Below are 14,593 nucleotides of genomic sequence, written 5' to 3' on the forward strand. Positions count from 1 at the left end.
CCCGCCTCTCTCGGCGCATCACAAGGGCAGGCCGGACTCAGGCTTCGACGTGCTGCTGGCGCAGGCGATCGCGGACCGGATGGGACGGCCGCTCAAAATCCAATGGTTCGAGAGCAAACTGGATGAGGATTCGAGCCCGCAGCTCGAGGCCAACGCGCTGCTGTCCGACGGGCGCTGCTCCCTGATCGGCGGCTACGCGCTGACGACGGACTCGCTCGTCAAGCCGGGCGTGCCAACGGCGCGCCTGCCGGATTTTGCCGGCGCCACGCGCGACGACCGCCGCCGCCGCGTCACACTCGGCGTGCTGGCGCCGAGCAAACCTTACCTCTATTCGCCGATGACCGTCGTCCTCGGCCCGAAGGCGCGCGAGCGCAAGATTGCTGACATCGGCGATCTCGCCGGGCTTCGCCTCGCGATCGAGAGCGGCTCTCTCGGCGATGCCATCCTGATGACATTCGACAAGGGACGGCTGATCGACAACATTAGCCATCTCGTCCCCGGCCGCGACGACCTTCTGGGCGCGCTCAATCGCGGCGATTACGACGCGACCCTGATCGACCTCGCCCGCTACGACGCCCATCGCGCCGCGCATCCTGATACGGCCATCGCCGCCTCCGGCTATTATTATCCGATCGGCGCCAATCGCGGCTATGTCGGACTTGGCAGCGATCCCGACTTGATCGAGGCCGTCAACAAGGCTCTGTCCGATCTTGCCGCCGAGGGCAGGATTGCCGAACTCGGCAAGCAGGCCGGCCTGACCTATCTGCCGCCACGCGAGCCGGCGATCCTCGGCGATGTCTGGACGAAGATCATTGCGCGGTGAGTCGAAAGCCTAGTGTCCCAGACGCATTGGTCGGCTATGATCACGCGCTGTCGCCGGGCGCATTTCTCCGCTCCGGGCGAGAAAGGCCGAGCGCATGAAACCCGATGCTGTCGCCGTCGCAGCCCTGGTCATCCTGCTTTTTCCGATGGGCTATTTCCTGCTGGCCTCGCCCGCATTCCTGCTGGTGAAGCTGGACATTCCGCCCGTCACGCAGCTGCTGCGCGGGATGTTCAACATCCAATTCAGAATGATGGCTGTGACCGGCGTCCTTGCGACCGTGGCTTTCCTCGTCGCAGGTCGGCCGCTTTTCGCCACTGGCATCGGCTTGATCGCGGCTCTCGCGATCCGGGGACGCGGCTGGTTCATGCAACGGATGGACGAAGAGCTCAGCGCCAGGGATGCCGGCGACACTGGGGCCGTGCGCCGACTACGCCAGTTGCATTGGAGCGGAATGCTCTGCAACGCAATGCTGGTCGCGGCGCTCGTGACCAGCATTCCCTACGTAGCCATCTCGACTTGAGCAGACTGGCCTAGGTTTCGCCTACCACGATGGCACCTTGCTGCGCCTTGTGGATCGATGACGGCACCACGCCGAAATATTTCCGGAATACGCGGCTGAAATGCGATGAGCTGGAGAAGCCCCAGGAGAATGCCACGTCGGTGATGGTCTTGCCGCCGTGGGCTTCGAGCTCCTGACGGCAGTTCTGCAGGCGCGCCTGCCAGATGTAGTCGCTCACCGTGGTGCCGCGCTCCGAGAACAGCATGTGCAGATAGCGCTTGGAACAGCCGAGCTCGGCGGAAATCTGGTCGATGCACAGATCGGGATCGCGCAGATGCTCGCGGATGAAGAATTGGGCACGCACATACATCGCCTCGGGCCCGACTCGATCGAACATCGTGTCGGCTTCGCGCAGCGGCAGCAGCAGCAGGTCGATCAGCGAGTCGGCGACGCCGACCGCGGTGTTGGCCGACAGCTTCGCCGCCTCGTCGAACGTGGCATGGACGAAATCATGGGCGATCCGCCCGGTACCCGTCTTCGCCGACAGCTTGCAGGCCTGCATGCGCTGTGACGGGAAGCCTCGATCGCGCAAAAGCGCTTTGGGCACGATCACCACGTCGTGGCGCGTGAAGGCGGGGCTGACGATCAAATGCGGACAGGAGACGTCATAGGCGATGATGTCGCCCGGGTTCAGCTCGATATGGCGGCCTTCCTGCTCGAAGTAGGACACGCCATAGGTCTGGAAGTGGATCTTGATGTACGGATGTTCGTTGGCCTTGGCCCGCGCGAACGTGTGCGCGATGCGATGCTGGCTGACTTCGATCTGACAGAGCTTCAGCCGCGAGACCGTCGTGTAGTCGATCCGCCCTTCGAGCGAGGATGCCTCCAGCGGATCGACGTCGAAATGACCACACAGATTCGTCAATCCGTCGACCCAACTCTGGATCTGCCGATTGGGCGTCAGTCCCGTCGTCGAGAGCGTGTGAATTGTGTCGGACATTAATCCAGCCACTGGTGTTGTCAGGAGATCCCATGCGAATCGCGGCCAGTGCCTGCTGAAGCCCTCAGCCTTGATCGCGTGACGTTTACCTCAAATTTGGGCGGTCTTTTGAAACGAGCGCCACGTTCCATCGCCACCTTGACGATTAATCCTCCGCCTTAGTTGCACCGCCGTCAAGGGGAACCTGAGCGTTCAACAGGGCACCGCATCGCACCGAAGCCGCTGAATTCGCTACCGCAAAATCAAAAACTTTGCGTTCGTGCGCTGTCGAGCAAAGCGGGTTCACTCTTGGGCAAGTTTCCCGTTGGCGAAGTCGTTAGGAATTGCGGCAGGAACAAAAAGAACGGGCCGCGCCTGCACGTGGACCCGCAGCTCTCATCAGGAGGAGGAAACAGCACAGCATCGTTTCTGGTCCCCCGCATGACCGCCCTGCACGAGCAGACGCCGGACGAGAAGCCCGGCGATTAAGCAATGCTTCGGAAACAATAAACGAGACCAACGGAGGAATGACTATGCGCAAGGTGCTACTGGCGACCTTTCTTGGCTCCGCGGCGGCTCTCGCCGTCGGGAACGCGTCGGCCAATGACGAGCTGAACAAGATGTCGCAGAACCCGAAGGACTGGGTGATGCCGACCGGCGATTACGCCAACAACCGCTACTCCAAGCTCAATCAGATCAACGCTCAAAATGTCGGAAAGCTTCAGGTCGCCTGGACCTTCTCGACCGGCGTGTTGCGCGGCCACGAAGGCGGCCCGCTGATCATCGGCAACATCATGTATGTCCATACGCCTTTCCCGAACAAGGTCTACGCCATTGACCTTTCGAACGAAAACAAGATCGTCTGGAAGTACGAGCCGAAGCAGGATCCGAACGTCATCCCGGTGATGTGCTGCGACACGGTCAACCGCGGGCTCGCATTCGGCGACGGCAAGATCTTCCTGCACCAGGCCGACACGACCCTCGTCGCGCTCGACGCCAAGACCGGTCAGGTCGAATGGACCGCCAAGAACGGCGACCCGAGCAAGGGCGAGACCGGCACCTCGGCCCCGATGGTTGTCAAGGACAAGGTGCTGATCGGTATCTCCGGCGGCGAGTTCGGCGTTCAGGCCCACATGAGCGCCTACGACATCAAGACCGGCAAGCTGGCCTGGCGCGGTTATTCCGAAGGCCCTGATGACCAGATCCTGGTCAACGACAGCACCACCGCGCTCGGCAAGCCGGTCGGCAAGGATTCGAGCCTGAAGACCTGGCAAGGCGATCAGTGGAAGATCGGCGGCGGCGCCACCTGGGGCTGGATTTCCTACGACCCCGAGCTGAACCTGATCTATTACGGATCGGGCAATCCCTCGACCTGGAATCCGAAGCAGCGCCCCGGCGACAACAAATGGTCAATGACGATCTGGGCACGTAACCCGGATACAGGCGTTGCGAAATGGGTCTATCAGATGACGCCCCATGACGAATGGGATTATGACGGCGTCAACGAGATGATCCTCTCGGATCAGTCGATCAACGGCCAGGCCCGCAAGCTGCTGACGCATTTCGATCGTAACGGCCTCGGCTATACGCTCGATCGCGCGACCGGCGAGCTCCTGGTCGCCGAGAAGTACGATCCGAAGGTGAACTGGACCTCCGGCGTCGACATGGACAAGAACTCGCCGACCTATGGCCGTCCGAAGGTGCTCGACGCAGCTTCGACCGACAAGGCGGGTGAGGACCACAACGTGAAGGGCATCTGCCCGGCCGCGCTCGGCACCAAGGACGAGCAGCCGGCAGCCTACTCGCCGGACACGCAGCTGTTCTACGTTCCGACCAACCACGTCTGCATGGACTACGAACCGTTCAAGGTGAGCTACACCGCGGGCCAGCCCTATGTGGGTGCGACGCTCTCGATGTATCCGCCGCAGGGCGATACCAACATGGGTAACTTCATCGCCTGGGACGGCAAGACCGGCAAGATCGTGTGGTCGAACAAGGAGCAGTTCTCGGTCTGGTCGGGTGCGCTCGCAACCGCCGGCGGCGTGGTGTTCTACGGCACGCTCGAAGGCTATCTGAAGGCGGTCGACGCCAAGACCGGCAAGGAGCTCTACAAGTTCAAGACTCCCTCCGGCATCATCGGCAACGTCACCACCTATGAGAACGGCGGCAAGCAGTATGTCGCAGTGCTCTCCGGTGTCGGCGGCTGGGCCGGTATCGGTCTGGCAGCAGGTCTGACTGATCCGACGGCCGGCCTCGGCGCGGTCGGTGGCTACGCGGCCCTCAGCAACTACACGGCACTCGGCGGCACGCTGACCGTGTTCTCGCTGCCCAACTAGCCTCTGTTCAGTATCGCTCCGGCGCGTGGATCAACCTCCACGCGCCGGCTCGTCTCCACCTGACGCCGTCGAGGAACATCTCTTGCGTAAAACCTGCTCTGTCATTGCTCTGATGATCTTCGTTGCGTCCGGGGGAATTGCTGTCGCGGACGGCTCGGGCGATCCGGCCGCCGTCAAGCAGAACGAAACTGGCGAATGGCTCGATAAGGACGGGAATCCGACCTTCAAGGTCAACGGCGACTCCGTCGACTGGTATACTTATTCCGGATACCGCCGCTATCACTCGGACTGTCACGTGTGCCATGGCCCTGACGGCATGGGCTCGACCTATGCGCCCGCACTGAGGGATTCGCTCAAGACGATGAGCTATGGCGATTTTCTCGGCGTTGTCGCCTCCGGCCGCAAGAACATCTCGACCGCTTCGGAGAACGTCATGCCGGCCTTCGGCGATAACCCGAACGTCGCCTGCTACATGGACGATCTCTACGTCTATCTGCGCGCCCGCTCCAACGACGCCTGGGGCCGTGCCCGTCCCGGCAAGCATGAGGACAAGAACGACGCCTATACCAAAAATGAAGACTCGTGCATGGGCAAGAAGTGAACGTTTGCAGCCGATCTGAGACTTACGTCTTGGCATCCTGCGAGAATTTGAGGAGTTACCGATGAAGACACGTGCCGCCGTCGCTTTCGAAGCCAAAAAACCGCTCGAAATCGTCGAAGTCGATCTGGAAGGGCCGAAGGCCGGCGAAGTCCTGGTCGAGATCAAGGCGACGGGCATCTGCCATACCGACGCCTATACGCTCGACGGTTTCGACAGCGAAGGGATATTCCCGTCGATCCTCGGTCACGAGGGTGCCGGCATCATCCGCGAGATCGGGGCAGGCGTGACCTCGGTGAAGCCGGGCGATCATGTCATTCCGCTCTACACGCCGGAATGCCGGCAGTGCAAAAGCTGCCTGAGCCAGAAGACCAATCTCTGCACCGCGATCCGCGCGACGCAAGGCAAGGGCGTGATGCCCGATGGCACCAGCCGCTTCTCCCACAAGGGCAAGCCGATCTACCACTATATGGGCTGCTCGACCTTCTCCAACTTCACGGTGCTGCCGGAGATCGCGGTGGCGAAGATCCGCGAGGACGCGCCGTTCGACAAGAGCTGCTACATCGGCTGCGGCGTCACCACCGGCGTCGGCGCCGTGGTGAACACCGCGAAGGTTACGCCCGGTTCCAACGTCGTCGTGTTCGGCCTCGGCGGTATCGGGCTGAACGTGATCCAGGGCGCCAAGATGGCCGGCGCCGACAAGATCATCGGCGTCGACATCAACGACTCCAAGGAGGAATGGGGCCGCCGGTTCGGCATGACCGACTTCGTCAATCCGAAGAAGCTCACCGGCGACATCGTCCCGCATCTCGTCACCCTCACCGACGGCGGTGCCGACTACACCTTCGACTGCACCGGCAACACGACAGTGATGCGCCAGGCGCTGGAAGCCTGCCATCGCGGCTGGGGCACCTCGATCATCATTGGCGTTGCCGAAGCCGGCAAGGAGATCGCCACCCGTCCGTTCCAGCTCGTCACCGGCCGCAACTGGCGCGGCACCGCCTTCGGCGGCGCCCGCGGCCGCACTGACGTGCCGAAGATCGTCGACTGGTACATGAACGGAAAGATCCAGATCGATCCGATGATCACCCACACGCTCAAGCTCGAAGACATCAACAGGGGCTTCGACCTGATGCATGAGGGCAAATCGATTCGTTCAGTCGTCGTGTTCTAGCTCAAGCGTCACCCCAAGGAGGATCGACCCATGACTGTTGCACTCCACCCATCGATCGACAACGGCGTCAAACAAGGTACCGGGCACTTTGCCGGCGGCACGCTCGTCTGCAAATGCAGCGATCATCAGGTCAAGGTCGGCGTCAAGGGCGACGTCGCCCACAACCATGCCTGCGGCTGCACCAAGTGCTGGAAGCCGCAGGGCGCGACCTTCTCGGTCGTCGCCGTGGTGCCGCGCCAGAACGTCACCGTGCTTGAGAACGGCGACAAGCTCCAGGTGGTGGATCCCTCCGCGGTGATCCAACGCCACGCCTGCAAGGCCTGCGGCACGCACATGTACGGCCGCATCGAGAACAAGAACCACCCGTTCTATGGTCTCGACTTCATCCATCCCGAGCTGTTCCAGGAGCAGGGCTGGCAGGCGCCGCAATTCGCCGCCTTCGTCTCCTCTGTCATCGAATCCGGCGTGAAGCCCGAGCAGATGGCCGGCATTCGGTCGCGGCTGAAGGAAATCGGGCTCGAGCCCTATGACTGCCTGTCGCCGGCACTGATGGATGCGATCGCGACCCACGTGGCGAAGGCCAAGGCCGCCTGACAAGGCTAACTGACGATGTCCCTTCCGCTCGCTGGTCCGCCAGCGAGCGGGATGGGTGCGGCTCTCGGATGATCGCGGTCATCCTGCCACCAATGCGCTTCGTGCATACGAGCGGGTTCCGCTCCCTCAGTCCTGGTCTCTGAATGACTGCGCGGTGCCGCCCTCTTCGGTCTTGAAGTCAGCGCGGCCCAGCGATTCTCCCTCCCTCGACTGAGGACGACTGCTTCGTCCGCCCAGTCCCTCTGGCGGACGAAGCTTTTTTCACTCTTCGATTTTGCGATCGCCGTCGCGCGAGCCGCTGCCGCGCCCTGCTTTTGACAAACCCCCGATGCAATCTGTTCACGCCAAGGACACCCGGCCGTGAACGCCGGTCGGGCGCGTTTCCTGCTACGGTTCGCGTCGCCACGATGCCGAACGAATTCAATCAAACAAGAACAAGACGGGAGGTATCGCGCACATCAGGACATCACGATTCGCATTCCAGCTTCCCGCCGGGACCTGCTCGTGTGGGATGACGAGCCGGAATGCGGTCACACGACGCTACGGACATTGCGCCGATCGAAATCGGCCATGTCGAAATCAGCAAGCTTATGAAGAGCGAGGGACTATCATGATCAAGGTGAAGATCAACGGCCAGGAACAGAGCTGGGACGGCGACCCGGATCTCCCATTACTCTGGTTCCTGCGCGACGAAGCCGGGCTCACAGGCACTAAATTCGGCTGCGGCCAAGCGCTGTGCGGTGCCTGCACCGTCATCGTCGACAAGGAGGCGGTGCGCTCCTGCATCACCTCGATCAACGACGTCGCGGGGCGCGAGGTTACCACGATCGAGGGGCTGCATCCGAGCGGAGATCATCCCGTCCAGAAGGCCTGGCGCCAGGTCAACGTCCCCCAATGCGGCTTCTGCCAGGCCGGCCAGATCATGCAGGCCGCGGCCCTGCTGATGGACAATCCCAAGCCATCGCATGACCAGATCCGCGAGGCGATGTCGGGCAACATCTGCCGCTGCGGCTGCTACCAGCGTATCGAAAACGCCGTCCACCTCGCGTCGACGGGAGTGTGACATGAATTTCATCGACAATCCCGGCAAGCTCCGTGGCTTCGAAAAGAACATCAAGGTCGAGAAGGTCTCGCGCCGCAGCATCCTGAAGGGGCTCGGCATCACCGGCGGCTTCGTGCTCGCCGCACCCGTGATGACGCGCCAGGCCTTTGCCTATGAGACCGGCGCCGGCAACATGCCGCATGGCGTCGTCGTCGATCCGCGCGTCTTCGTCGCTGTCGCGCCTGACGGCACCGTCACCATCCTCGCTCACCGCTCCGAGATGGGCACCGGCGTGCGCACCAGCCTGCCGCTGATCGTGGCCGAGGAGATGGAGGCCGACTGGTCCAAGGTCAAGGTCGAGCAGGCCCATGGTGACGAGGCCAAGTTCGGCAACCAGGATACTGACGGTTCGCGCAGCACCCGGCACTATCTGATGCCGATGCGCCAGATCGGCGCCTCCGCCCGCATCATGCTGGAGCAGGCCGCGGCCAAGCGCTGGAACGTGCCGGCGACCGAGGTCAAGGCGGTCAATCACGAGGTCGTCCACAGCAGCAGCGGACGCAAGCTCGGCTTTGGCGAGCTGGCTGCCGATGCCGCCAAGGAATCGGTGCCGGCTGTCGAAGGCCTCAAGCTGAAAGACCGGCGGGATTTCCGCTATCTCGGCAAGGGCCAGGTCAGCATCGTCGATCTCCACGACATCACCACCGGCAAGGCCCGCTACGGCGCCGACGTTCGGCTACCAGGCATGAAATACGCCGTGATCGCGCGTCCGCCGGTCACCGGCGGCAAGCTCACCTCATTCGATCCGGACGCGGCGCTGAAAGTGCCCGGCGTCGAGAAGGTGCTGAAGGTTCAAGGCTGGCCGTGGCCGTCGAAATTCCAGCCGCTCGGCGGCGTCGCGGTGATCGCGCGCAACACCGGCGCCGCGATCAAGGGCCGCGACGCGCTGAAGCTGGTCTGGGATGACGGCGCCAACGGCAAATACGACTCGATCGCCTACCGCAAGGAGCTCGAGGAGGCCGCGCGCAAGCCGGGCCTCGTCGTGCGCCAGGAGGGTGACGCTGACGCCGCGTTGAAAACCGCCGCCAAGGTCGTAACAGGCGAATATTATCTGCCGCATCTCGCCCATGCCAGCATGGAGCCGCCGGTCGCGGTCGCCGACGTCAAGGGCGACAAGGCGGAGATCTGGGCGCCGGTGCAGAGCCCCGGCGGCACCCGCGAGGATGTCGCCAAGACGCTCGGCATCCCCGAGGCCAATGTCACCGTCAATGTCACGCTGCTCGGCGGCGGCTTCGGCCGCAAGTCGAAATGCGACTTTGCGCTGGAGGCTGCGCTGTTGTCGAAGGAGCTCGGCGTACCGGTGAAGGTGCAATGGACGCGCGAGGACGACCTCCATCACGACTTCCTGCACACCGTCTCGGTGGAGCGGATCGAGGCCGGCCTCGACAAGGACGGCAAGGTGATCGCCTGGCGTCACCGCAGCGTGGCGCCGACCATCGCCTCGACCTTCGCGGCGGGTGCCAACCATGCGGCGTCGTTCGAGCTTGGCATGGGTCTCGTCGACATGCCGTTCGAGATCGCCAATATCTCCTGCGAGAATCCGGAAGCTGCGGCGTTCACTCGCATCGGCTGGTTCCGATCGGTCTCGAACATCCCGCGCGCCTTCGCGGTGCAGTCCATGGTCGGCGAGATCGCCAATGCGACCGGCCGCGACCAGAAGGAGACGCTGCTCGCGCTGATCGGCAGCCCGCGCATCGTCAAGCCCAATGTCAAGGACCTCTGGAACTACGGCGAGCCCTATGACAGCTACCCGATCGACACCGCGCGCCTGCGCAAGGTGGTCGAGCTGGTTGCCGAGAAGGGCGAATGGGGCCGCCAGGTCCCGAAGGGCCACGGGCTCGGCATCGCCGTGCACCGCAGCTTCGTCAGCTATATCGCGACCATCGTCGAGGTGGCCGTCGACGAGAAGGGCAAGCTGACGGTGCCGCGGGTCGACACCGCGATCGACTGCGGCACCTATGTCAACCCGGAGCGCATCGCCTCGCAGATCGAGGGCGCCGCGATCATGGGCCTGAGCCTCGCCAAATATGGCGCCGTCACCTTCAAGGACGGCAAGGTGGAGCAGAAGAATTTTGACGACTTCCAGGTCATCAGGATGGATGAATCCCCTGCCGTGACCAACGTCCACATCGTGCCGCCGGGACCTGACACGCCGCCGAGCGGCGTCGGCGAGCCCGGCGTACCGCCGTTCGCGCCGGCGCTGATGAACGCGATCTTCGCGGCGACCGGTAAGCGCATCCGCGCGCTTCCGATCGGCAAGCAACTGGAGGCGTAACGGAACAGAAGCGGCCTCGGGCCGTTTCTCATCGATCTGACAGGGAGCAGATCGATGGCCAACATTCCAAGGGCGCTCGCAGTCCCGGTGCTGTCGAGCGCCTTTCTTTTGACCGCTGCCGCGGCGTTCGCGCAGAGCAGCACCACCACGCCGCCGACCACGGCGACGCGCCCGACCGCGCCGAACCAGAGCTCGCTGCCCAACGCCAGCGCCCCACCCGCCTCGACCACCCAGACGACCGGGCAGACGCCCAGCGACCCGAAGGTCCGGGAGATGAATCAGAAAGCCAAGGATAAGGTCGAGCGCGAGGGGAAGTAGCTCCGAGCCCGCGCAAAATGCGGCGGACGTTGCCGTCCGCCGCATTTGCCCCCTTGTCGCTCCGCGTCTCTCGATCCGCCTGCGGAGCTTATTTCTTCAGCGCGAACACCCAGATCACGCCGCCTGGTTCAGGCGTGAGCCGCTGCGGAAGACAGAGGTCTTTGGATCCTTCGGCCAGGCGCGAACCGGAGGACCGCCCAGCTTGAGATCGTCCGGCTTGACGGACTGACCTTCCTTGTCGCCTTCGGAGAGAACGGGCAAATCGCCCTTCTGCGGTGACGATGCGATGCTGGATGATGAATACGACATGCACGCTAGCAGGCGCTGGAACTCTGCCGAAATGAAGGCGAAGAATTGGCGCCGCAATGCATCAATATGGCTTTGCTCGCTTTGAGCGAACACGATTGTACGCATTCAAAAGCGTTTTGCCGTTGCAACATCATGCCACGCGACCGGCATGATGATTTTGCAGATCAGACCGATGATGCGGGAATTGGTGCGACGCGCCGTGAGCAGCGCGATGCAACTGCGATTCAACTGTACGTCGATCGAGCAGGCATTCTGTATTTCAGGACCTAAGCACGTGGCGCGGCGCGGCGATGCGACCGGCGATCGTCGCCGAAGCCATCTCAAAGCTGTCGGCGATACGACGTGCCCTGTCGATGAACAGGCCGGCTGCCGGCGGCGGACAGACCTCGCGCGCGGTCTGCTCGAACAGATCGAGCCAACGGTCGAAATGATCGCCGACGAGACTCAGCGGCATATGCGCCCGCATCGGCGAGCCGTGGTAGCGACCGCTCATCAGCACCACCGAGGACCAGAAGTCCTTGAGCTTGGCGAGATGCTCGTCCCAATTCTGCACGATCGCGAAGACAGGCCCAAGCAACGCGTCCTCACGGACGCGGCCGTAGAAACGGGTCACGAGTTCCCCGATCATTTCCTCGGTGATCCCGGTGCGCTCGATCGCATCCTGGGTCAAGAGGTTCCGCCGCGCGGCCGCCGCCTCGCGCTCGGCCTTCAGTCGATCCGACATTGTCTTTCGTTTTCCGTTTCGTGGTTCCCGCGATCCGCCCGTTCGACATTGTCGGGCCAGATGCGCGCGACGTCTTTGTCCTGGCGCAAATGCGGGTAGAGCGGCAGGCATTTCGGCCGGCGCCCGCTCCTTGATCAGTATCGTAGGGAGGGTTAGGCGAAGCCGTAACCCACCATGCTTCTGCACATGCGGACCGCAGTTGGTGGGTTACACTCAACGACTGCGCTTCGCGCAGCCGCTGAGCTAACCCACCCTACGGCATCGTCTTTGTAGCGACGACGAGCTCACGCGCCGTAGCTGTAAAAGCCCTGCCCGGTCTTGCGGCCGAGATGGCCGGCATCGACCATTTCCCTGAGCAAGGGGGCCGGACGATATTTGGGATCGTTGAAGCCCTTATAAAAGACCTCCATCACCGACAGCATGGTGTCGAGGCCGACCAGATCGGCCAGCGCCAGTGGCCCGATCGGATGGTTGCAGCCGAGCTTCATGCCGGCATCGATTTCTTCCGCGGTCGCGATGCCCTCCTGGAGCGCGAAGATCGCCTCGTTGATCATCGGGCACAGGATGCGGTTGACGGCGAAGCCGGGGCTGTTCTTCGCGGTGATGGCCACCTTGCCGACGCGCTGGGCGAAGTCGAGCGCCTTGGCGTGGGTGTCGTCGGAGGTCTGTAGGCCGCGGATGAGTTCCAGCAGCTGCATGACCGGAACCGGGTTGAAGAAATGCATCCCGATGAATCGATCCGGGCGATCGGTCGCGGCGGCGAGCTTGGTGATCGAGATCGACGAGGTGTTGGTCGCAACCAGCGTGCGCGGCGACAGCGTGGCGCAGAGGTCCTTCAGGATCTTGACCTTCAGCTCTTCGTTTTCGGTCGCGGCCTCGATGACGAGATCACAATCGGCCAGCTTGGCCCGATCAGTGGTGCCGGTGATGCGCTTGAGCGTCGCCTCGCGATTGGCCGCCGAGATCTTCTCTTTCTTGACCAGGCGCTCGAGGCTGCCGCCGACGGTCGAGATGCCGCGGTTCACCGCCGCATCGGAGATATCGACCATCACGACCGACAACCCGGCCGCGGCGCAGACCTGGGCGATGCCGTTGCCCATGGTGCCTGCTCCGATGATGCCAACGGTATTGATCATGGAATGTCCTCTCGTTGAGCGGGCCCGGCCTATGGTGGCGCGCCCGGTTGGATGAATTTCGAGCCGCGGCGCCTCTCCTGCTGCACCGCATCCAGCCTCTTCCTTAGCGCATCCGGGGCGAGAATAAAGCCGCCTTTCCTCCTCGACGAGGCATGATTTCGCGGTTTCGCGGCCCGATCGGCCCGAGTTTTTGCGGCCGGTTTCGCCCCCTGGAATTGCCGAGGGCGCAGGAAAGGCCGGGCGCTCGTGAGCGCGCCTAGAATTTCAGCGTGGTCCGCAGCCCGAACACCGATGCGTTTCGCAGCGCCTTGCCGGCGAGCGGGCCGGACGGCAGCGTTGCGCCGCCGCCGGGATGAATGATGTATTGGAAATTCGGCTGAACCGTCCAGCCATCCCTGATTTGATATTGATAGACGGCGGTGAGCAGTCCTTCAGAACTGCGGACCGGCCAATCCGGCGCGACCAGGGCCCGATAGTCCGCGTCAAGCGCCTGGGCGCGCTTCGACACATGGGCGTAGCCCACAGCGATCCCGAACTTGTCGTCCGGACGCCGCCCGTCGAGACCGACGAACTCGACGCCACCATCGGCATAGAGATCAATCAGGTTGCGATCGGACGGCGCGCCGGAAGCGCGAACAAAGACGCCGATGCCGCGATCGTCACTGTGAGGCACGCGATAGAGCTGCTGCTCGAAGACGGCCCAGCCGCCGATATCGCCGGACAGCAACATCGGCGCGCCGCTGCTCGCGGGCGCTGCGAGCGATACACCGTTGGACGCAAATCGCTGATCGGCGAATGCGCCCAAATGACGCCAGCCCCCGAACTTGATCTGGCCCGCAAGATTGGGATCGCCCTTCTTGTTGTTCCAGGCGTACTGAATCTGGCCCAGAAGCAGTGGCGGATCGTTGACGCGGAAATTGACGCCGTAGCGATTGCGTTGCTGGGGATCGCCCGGCCCGGGCCCCGCCTGGTCGCCGTCGAAGATTCCGCCGAGGACGGTGAGCTGGTCGGTGACGTTGACGAGAAGCCGCGCGCCCATCGCAGCCAGCGGTGGCGACGGGCCGCCGCTCGGCAGGTCGAGCGAGGTGATCGCCGGCCAGCCCATCGAGGCGTTGGTGAGGACGTCGGTGTATTTGGTGTTGAAGAATTCGCTGTCGGCCGCGAGCTGGCCGAGCTTCAGCGAGACCTTCTTCTCACCCCACTGCTTCTCGAAATAGGCCTCGTAGAGCCGGGTCGATGGCAGCGCCTCGATCCCGCTCACGACGAAGAAGTTCTGCAGATTATCGCGCGACAGGCCGCCCCCGTGGATCTGGAACATGTTGGCGTGAAAGGTCAGCTTGTCGAGGCCGGCAAGCTTGTCGAGGTCGGCATCGACGGCGAGATTCAGACGACCCTCGTAGATCGCGCCCTGCCTGACGCCGCCGGAGGTGTTGCCCAGCACCTCTCCGATGTAAGTCGCCGCGAACTTCACCCCATATTTCTGCAGCGGGTTCGGCAACAGGCCGAGGGTTTTCTCCTCAACCGTACTCTCGCCCGTATCCGGATCGGCCGGCTTGTCATCGTCGGTCTTCTTGTCTTCCTGGGCCAGGGCCTGGACGCCCGCCAGCAGATATCCGCCAGCCACGATGGCTGCCAGAATTCGCAAAGCTGCACTTGATGTCGATCGAGATCCGCTCATCCCACGCTGAGTGGGACACGTTCGAGACACAGATTCAAGAACAACCTC

Annotated in this window: 14 protein-coding genes; 9 read left to right on the forward strand and 5 right to left on the reverse strand. The window is 63.1% G+C overall.

Annotated elements, in window-relative coordinates; genetic code table 11:
- Both AOQ71_RS21965 and AOQ71_RS21970 read left to right on the forward strand, forming a co-directional pair.
- The coding region (locus tag AOQ71_RS21965) for a substrate-binding periplasmic protein (RefSeq protein WP_057750879.1) at positions 1 to 823 on the forward strand (823 nt) is incomplete at its 5' end.
- A 94-nt stretch (positions 824 to 917) separates the two neighbouring features.
- Positions 918 to 1,343 carry a hypothetical protein gene (locus AOQ71_RS21970; protein ID WP_057750882.1) on the forward strand — a complete coding sequence of 142 codons (426 nt, stop codon included), beginning with the start codon at positions 918 to 920 and terminating at the stop codon, positions 1,341 to 1,343.
- A gap of 10 nt (positions 1,344 to 1,353) precedes the next feature.
- Here AOQ71_RS21970 and AOQ71_RS21975 read toward each other — a convergent pair whose 3' ends face one another.
- Entirely contained in the window at positions 1,354 to 2,322 is a 969-nt protein-coding gene (locus tag AOQ71_RS21975; protein WP_057750883.1) for a helix-turn-helix domain-containing protein, read from the reverse strand.
- 512 nt (positions 2,323 to 2,834) lie between these two features.
- Here AOQ71_RS21975 and xoxF5 point away from each other — a divergent pair.
- The 7 genes from xoxF5 (at position 2,835) to AOQ71_RS22010 (ending at position 10,698) form a co-directional block, all read left to right on the forward strand.
- Positions 2,835 to 4,637: a lanthanide-dependent methanol dehydrogenase XoxF5 gene (gene xoxF5 / locus AOQ71_RS21980; protein WP_057750887.1), complete on the forward strand. Its 1,803-nt coding sequence runs from the start codon at positions 2,835 to 2,837 to the stop codon at positions 4,635 to 4,637.
- Positions 4,638 to 4,749: 112 nt separating this feature from the next.
- Complete coding sequence (locus AOQ71_RS21985; protein ID WP_057750890.1) at positions 4,750 to 5,238, forward strand: c-type cytochrome, methanol metabolism-related; 489 nt, start codon at positions 4,750 to 4,752, stop codon at positions 5,236 to 5,238.
- Between the two features lie 61 nt (positions 5,239 to 5,299).
- Positions 5,300 to 6,409 (forward strand): S-(hydroxymethyl)glutathione dehydrogenase/class III alcohol dehydrogenase, encoded by a 1,110-nt coding sequence (locus tag AOQ71_RS21990; protein ID WP_057750893.1) that lies wholly within the window; start codon positions 5,300 to 5,302, stop codon positions 6,407 to 6,409.
- A 30-nt stretch (positions 6,410 to 6,439) separates the two neighbouring features.
- Positions 6,440 to 7,003 carry an S-(hydroxymethyl)glutathione synthase gene (gfa, locus tag AOQ71_RS21995; protein ID WP_057750896.1) on the forward strand — a complete coding sequence of 188 codons (564 nt, stop codon included), beginning with the start codon at positions 6,440 to 6,442 and terminating at the stop codon, positions 7,001 to 7,003.
- Positions 7,004 to 7,613: 610 nt separating this feature from the next.
- Positions 7,614 to 8,066, forward strand: a complete 453-nt coding sequence (locus tag AOQ71_RS22000) for a (2Fe-2S)-binding protein (RefSeq protein ID WP_057750899.1) — start codon at positions 7,614 to 7,616, stop codon at positions 8,064 to 8,066.
- Position 8,067: 1 nt separating this feature from the next.
- Positions 8,068 to 10,380, forward strand: coding sequence for a xanthine dehydrogenase family protein molybdopterin-binding subunit (locus tag AOQ71_RS22005; RefSeq protein ID WP_057750902.1), 2,313 nt, complete (start codon positions 8,068 to 8,070; stop codon positions 10,378 to 10,380).
- Between the two features lie 54 nt (positions 10,381 to 10,434).
- Positions 10,435 to 10,698, forward strand: coding sequence for a hypothetical protein (locus AOQ71_RS22010; RefSeq protein WP_057750905.1), 264 nt, complete (start codon positions 10,435 to 10,437; stop codon positions 10,696 to 10,698).
- Positions 10,699 to 10,812: 114 nt separating this feature from the next.
- On the opposite strand, the gene AOQ71_RS50345 is transcribed toward AOQ71_RS22010, so the two are convergent.
- The 4 genes from AOQ71_RS50345 to AOQ71_RS22030 form a co-directional block, all read right to left on the reverse strand.
- Positions 10,813 to 11,007, reverse strand: coding sequence for a hypothetical protein (locus tag AOQ71_RS50345; RefSeq protein WP_430648642.1), 195 nt, complete (start codon positions 11,005 to 11,007; stop codon positions 10,813 to 10,815).
- Positions 11,008 to 11,266: 259 nt separating this feature from the next.
- Positions 11,267 to 11,731 carry a group III truncated hemoglobin gene (locus tag AOQ71_RS22020; RefSeq protein ID WP_057750911.1) on the reverse strand — a complete coding sequence of 155 codons (465 nt, stop codon included), beginning with the start codon at positions 11,729 to 11,731 and terminating at the stop codon, positions 11,267 to 11,269.
- Positions 11,732 to 12,015: 284 nt separating this feature from the next.
- On the reverse strand, positions 12,016 to 12,867 hold the full coding sequence (locus AOQ71_RS22025) for a 3-hydroxybutyryl-CoA dehydrogenase (RefSeq protein WP_057750913.1): 852 nt from the start codon (positions 12,865 to 12,867) through the stop codon (positions 12,016 to 12,018).
- A 256-nt stretch (positions 12,868 to 13,123) separates the two neighbouring features.
- Complete coding sequence (locus AOQ71_RS22030; protein ID WP_083514399.1) at positions 13,124 to 14,545, reverse strand: carbohydrate porin; 1,422 nt, start codon at positions 14,543 to 14,545, stop codon at positions 13,124 to 13,126.
- Between the last annotated feature and the right edge of the window lie 48 nt (positions 14,546 to 14,593).

The sequence above is a fragment of the Bradyrhizobium manausense genome, assembly GCF_001440035.1.
Classification (GTDB): Bacteria; Pseudomonadota; Alphaproteobacteria; order Rhizobiales; family Xanthobacteraceae; genus Bradyrhizobium; species Bradyrhizobium manausense.

Coding starts and splice junctions, on each gene's coding strand:
- AOQ71_RS21970 (WP_057750882.1), top strand. CDS start 918: ATGAAACCCGATGCTGTCGCCGTCGCAGCCCTGGTCATCCTGCTTTTT.
- AOQ71_RS21975 (WP_057750883.1), bottom strand. CDS start 2,322: ATGTCCGACACAATTCACACGCTCTCGACGACGGGACTGACGCCCAAT.
- xoxF5 (WP_057750887.1), top strand. CDS start 2,835: ATGCGCAAGGTGCTACTGGCGACCTTTCTTGGCTCCGCGGCGGCTCTC.
- AOQ71_RS21985 (WP_057750890.1), top strand. CDS start 4,750: ATGATCTTCGTTGCGTCCGGGGGAATTGCTGTCGCGGACGGCTCGGGC.
- AOQ71_RS21990 (WP_057750893.1), top strand. CDS start 5,300: ATGAAGACACGTGCCGCCGTCGCTTTCGAAGCCAAAAAACCGCTCGAA.
- gfa (WP_057750896.1), top strand. CDS start 6,440: ATGACTGTTGCACTCCACCCATCGATCGACAACGGCGTCAAACAAGGT.
- AOQ71_RS22000 (WP_057750899.1), top strand. CDS start 7,614: ATGATCAAGGTGAAGATCAACGGCCAGGAACAGAGCTGGGACGGCGAC.
- AOQ71_RS22005 (WP_057750902.1), top strand. CDS start 8,068: ATGAATTTCATCGACAATCCCGGCAAGCTCCGTGGCTTCGAAAAGAAC.
- AOQ71_RS22010 (WP_057750905.1), top strand. CDS start 10,435: ATGGCCAACATTCCAAGGGCGCTCGCAGTCCCGGTGCTGTCGAGCGCC.
- AOQ71_RS50345 (WP_430648642.1), bottom strand. CDS start 11,007: ATGTCGTATTCATCATCCAGCATCGCATCGTCACCGCAGAAGGGCGAT.
- AOQ71_RS22020 (WP_057750911.1), bottom strand. CDS start 11,731: ATGTCGGATCGACTGAAGGCCGAGCGCGAGGCGGCGGCCGCGCGGCGG.
- AOQ71_RS22025 (WP_057750913.1), bottom strand. CDS start 12,867: ATGATCAATACCGTTGGCATCATCGGAGCAGGCACCATGGGCAACGGC.
- AOQ71_RS22030 (WP_083514399.1), bottom strand. CDS start 14,545: ATGAGCGGATCTCGATCGACATCAAGTGCAGCTTTGCGAATTCTGGCA.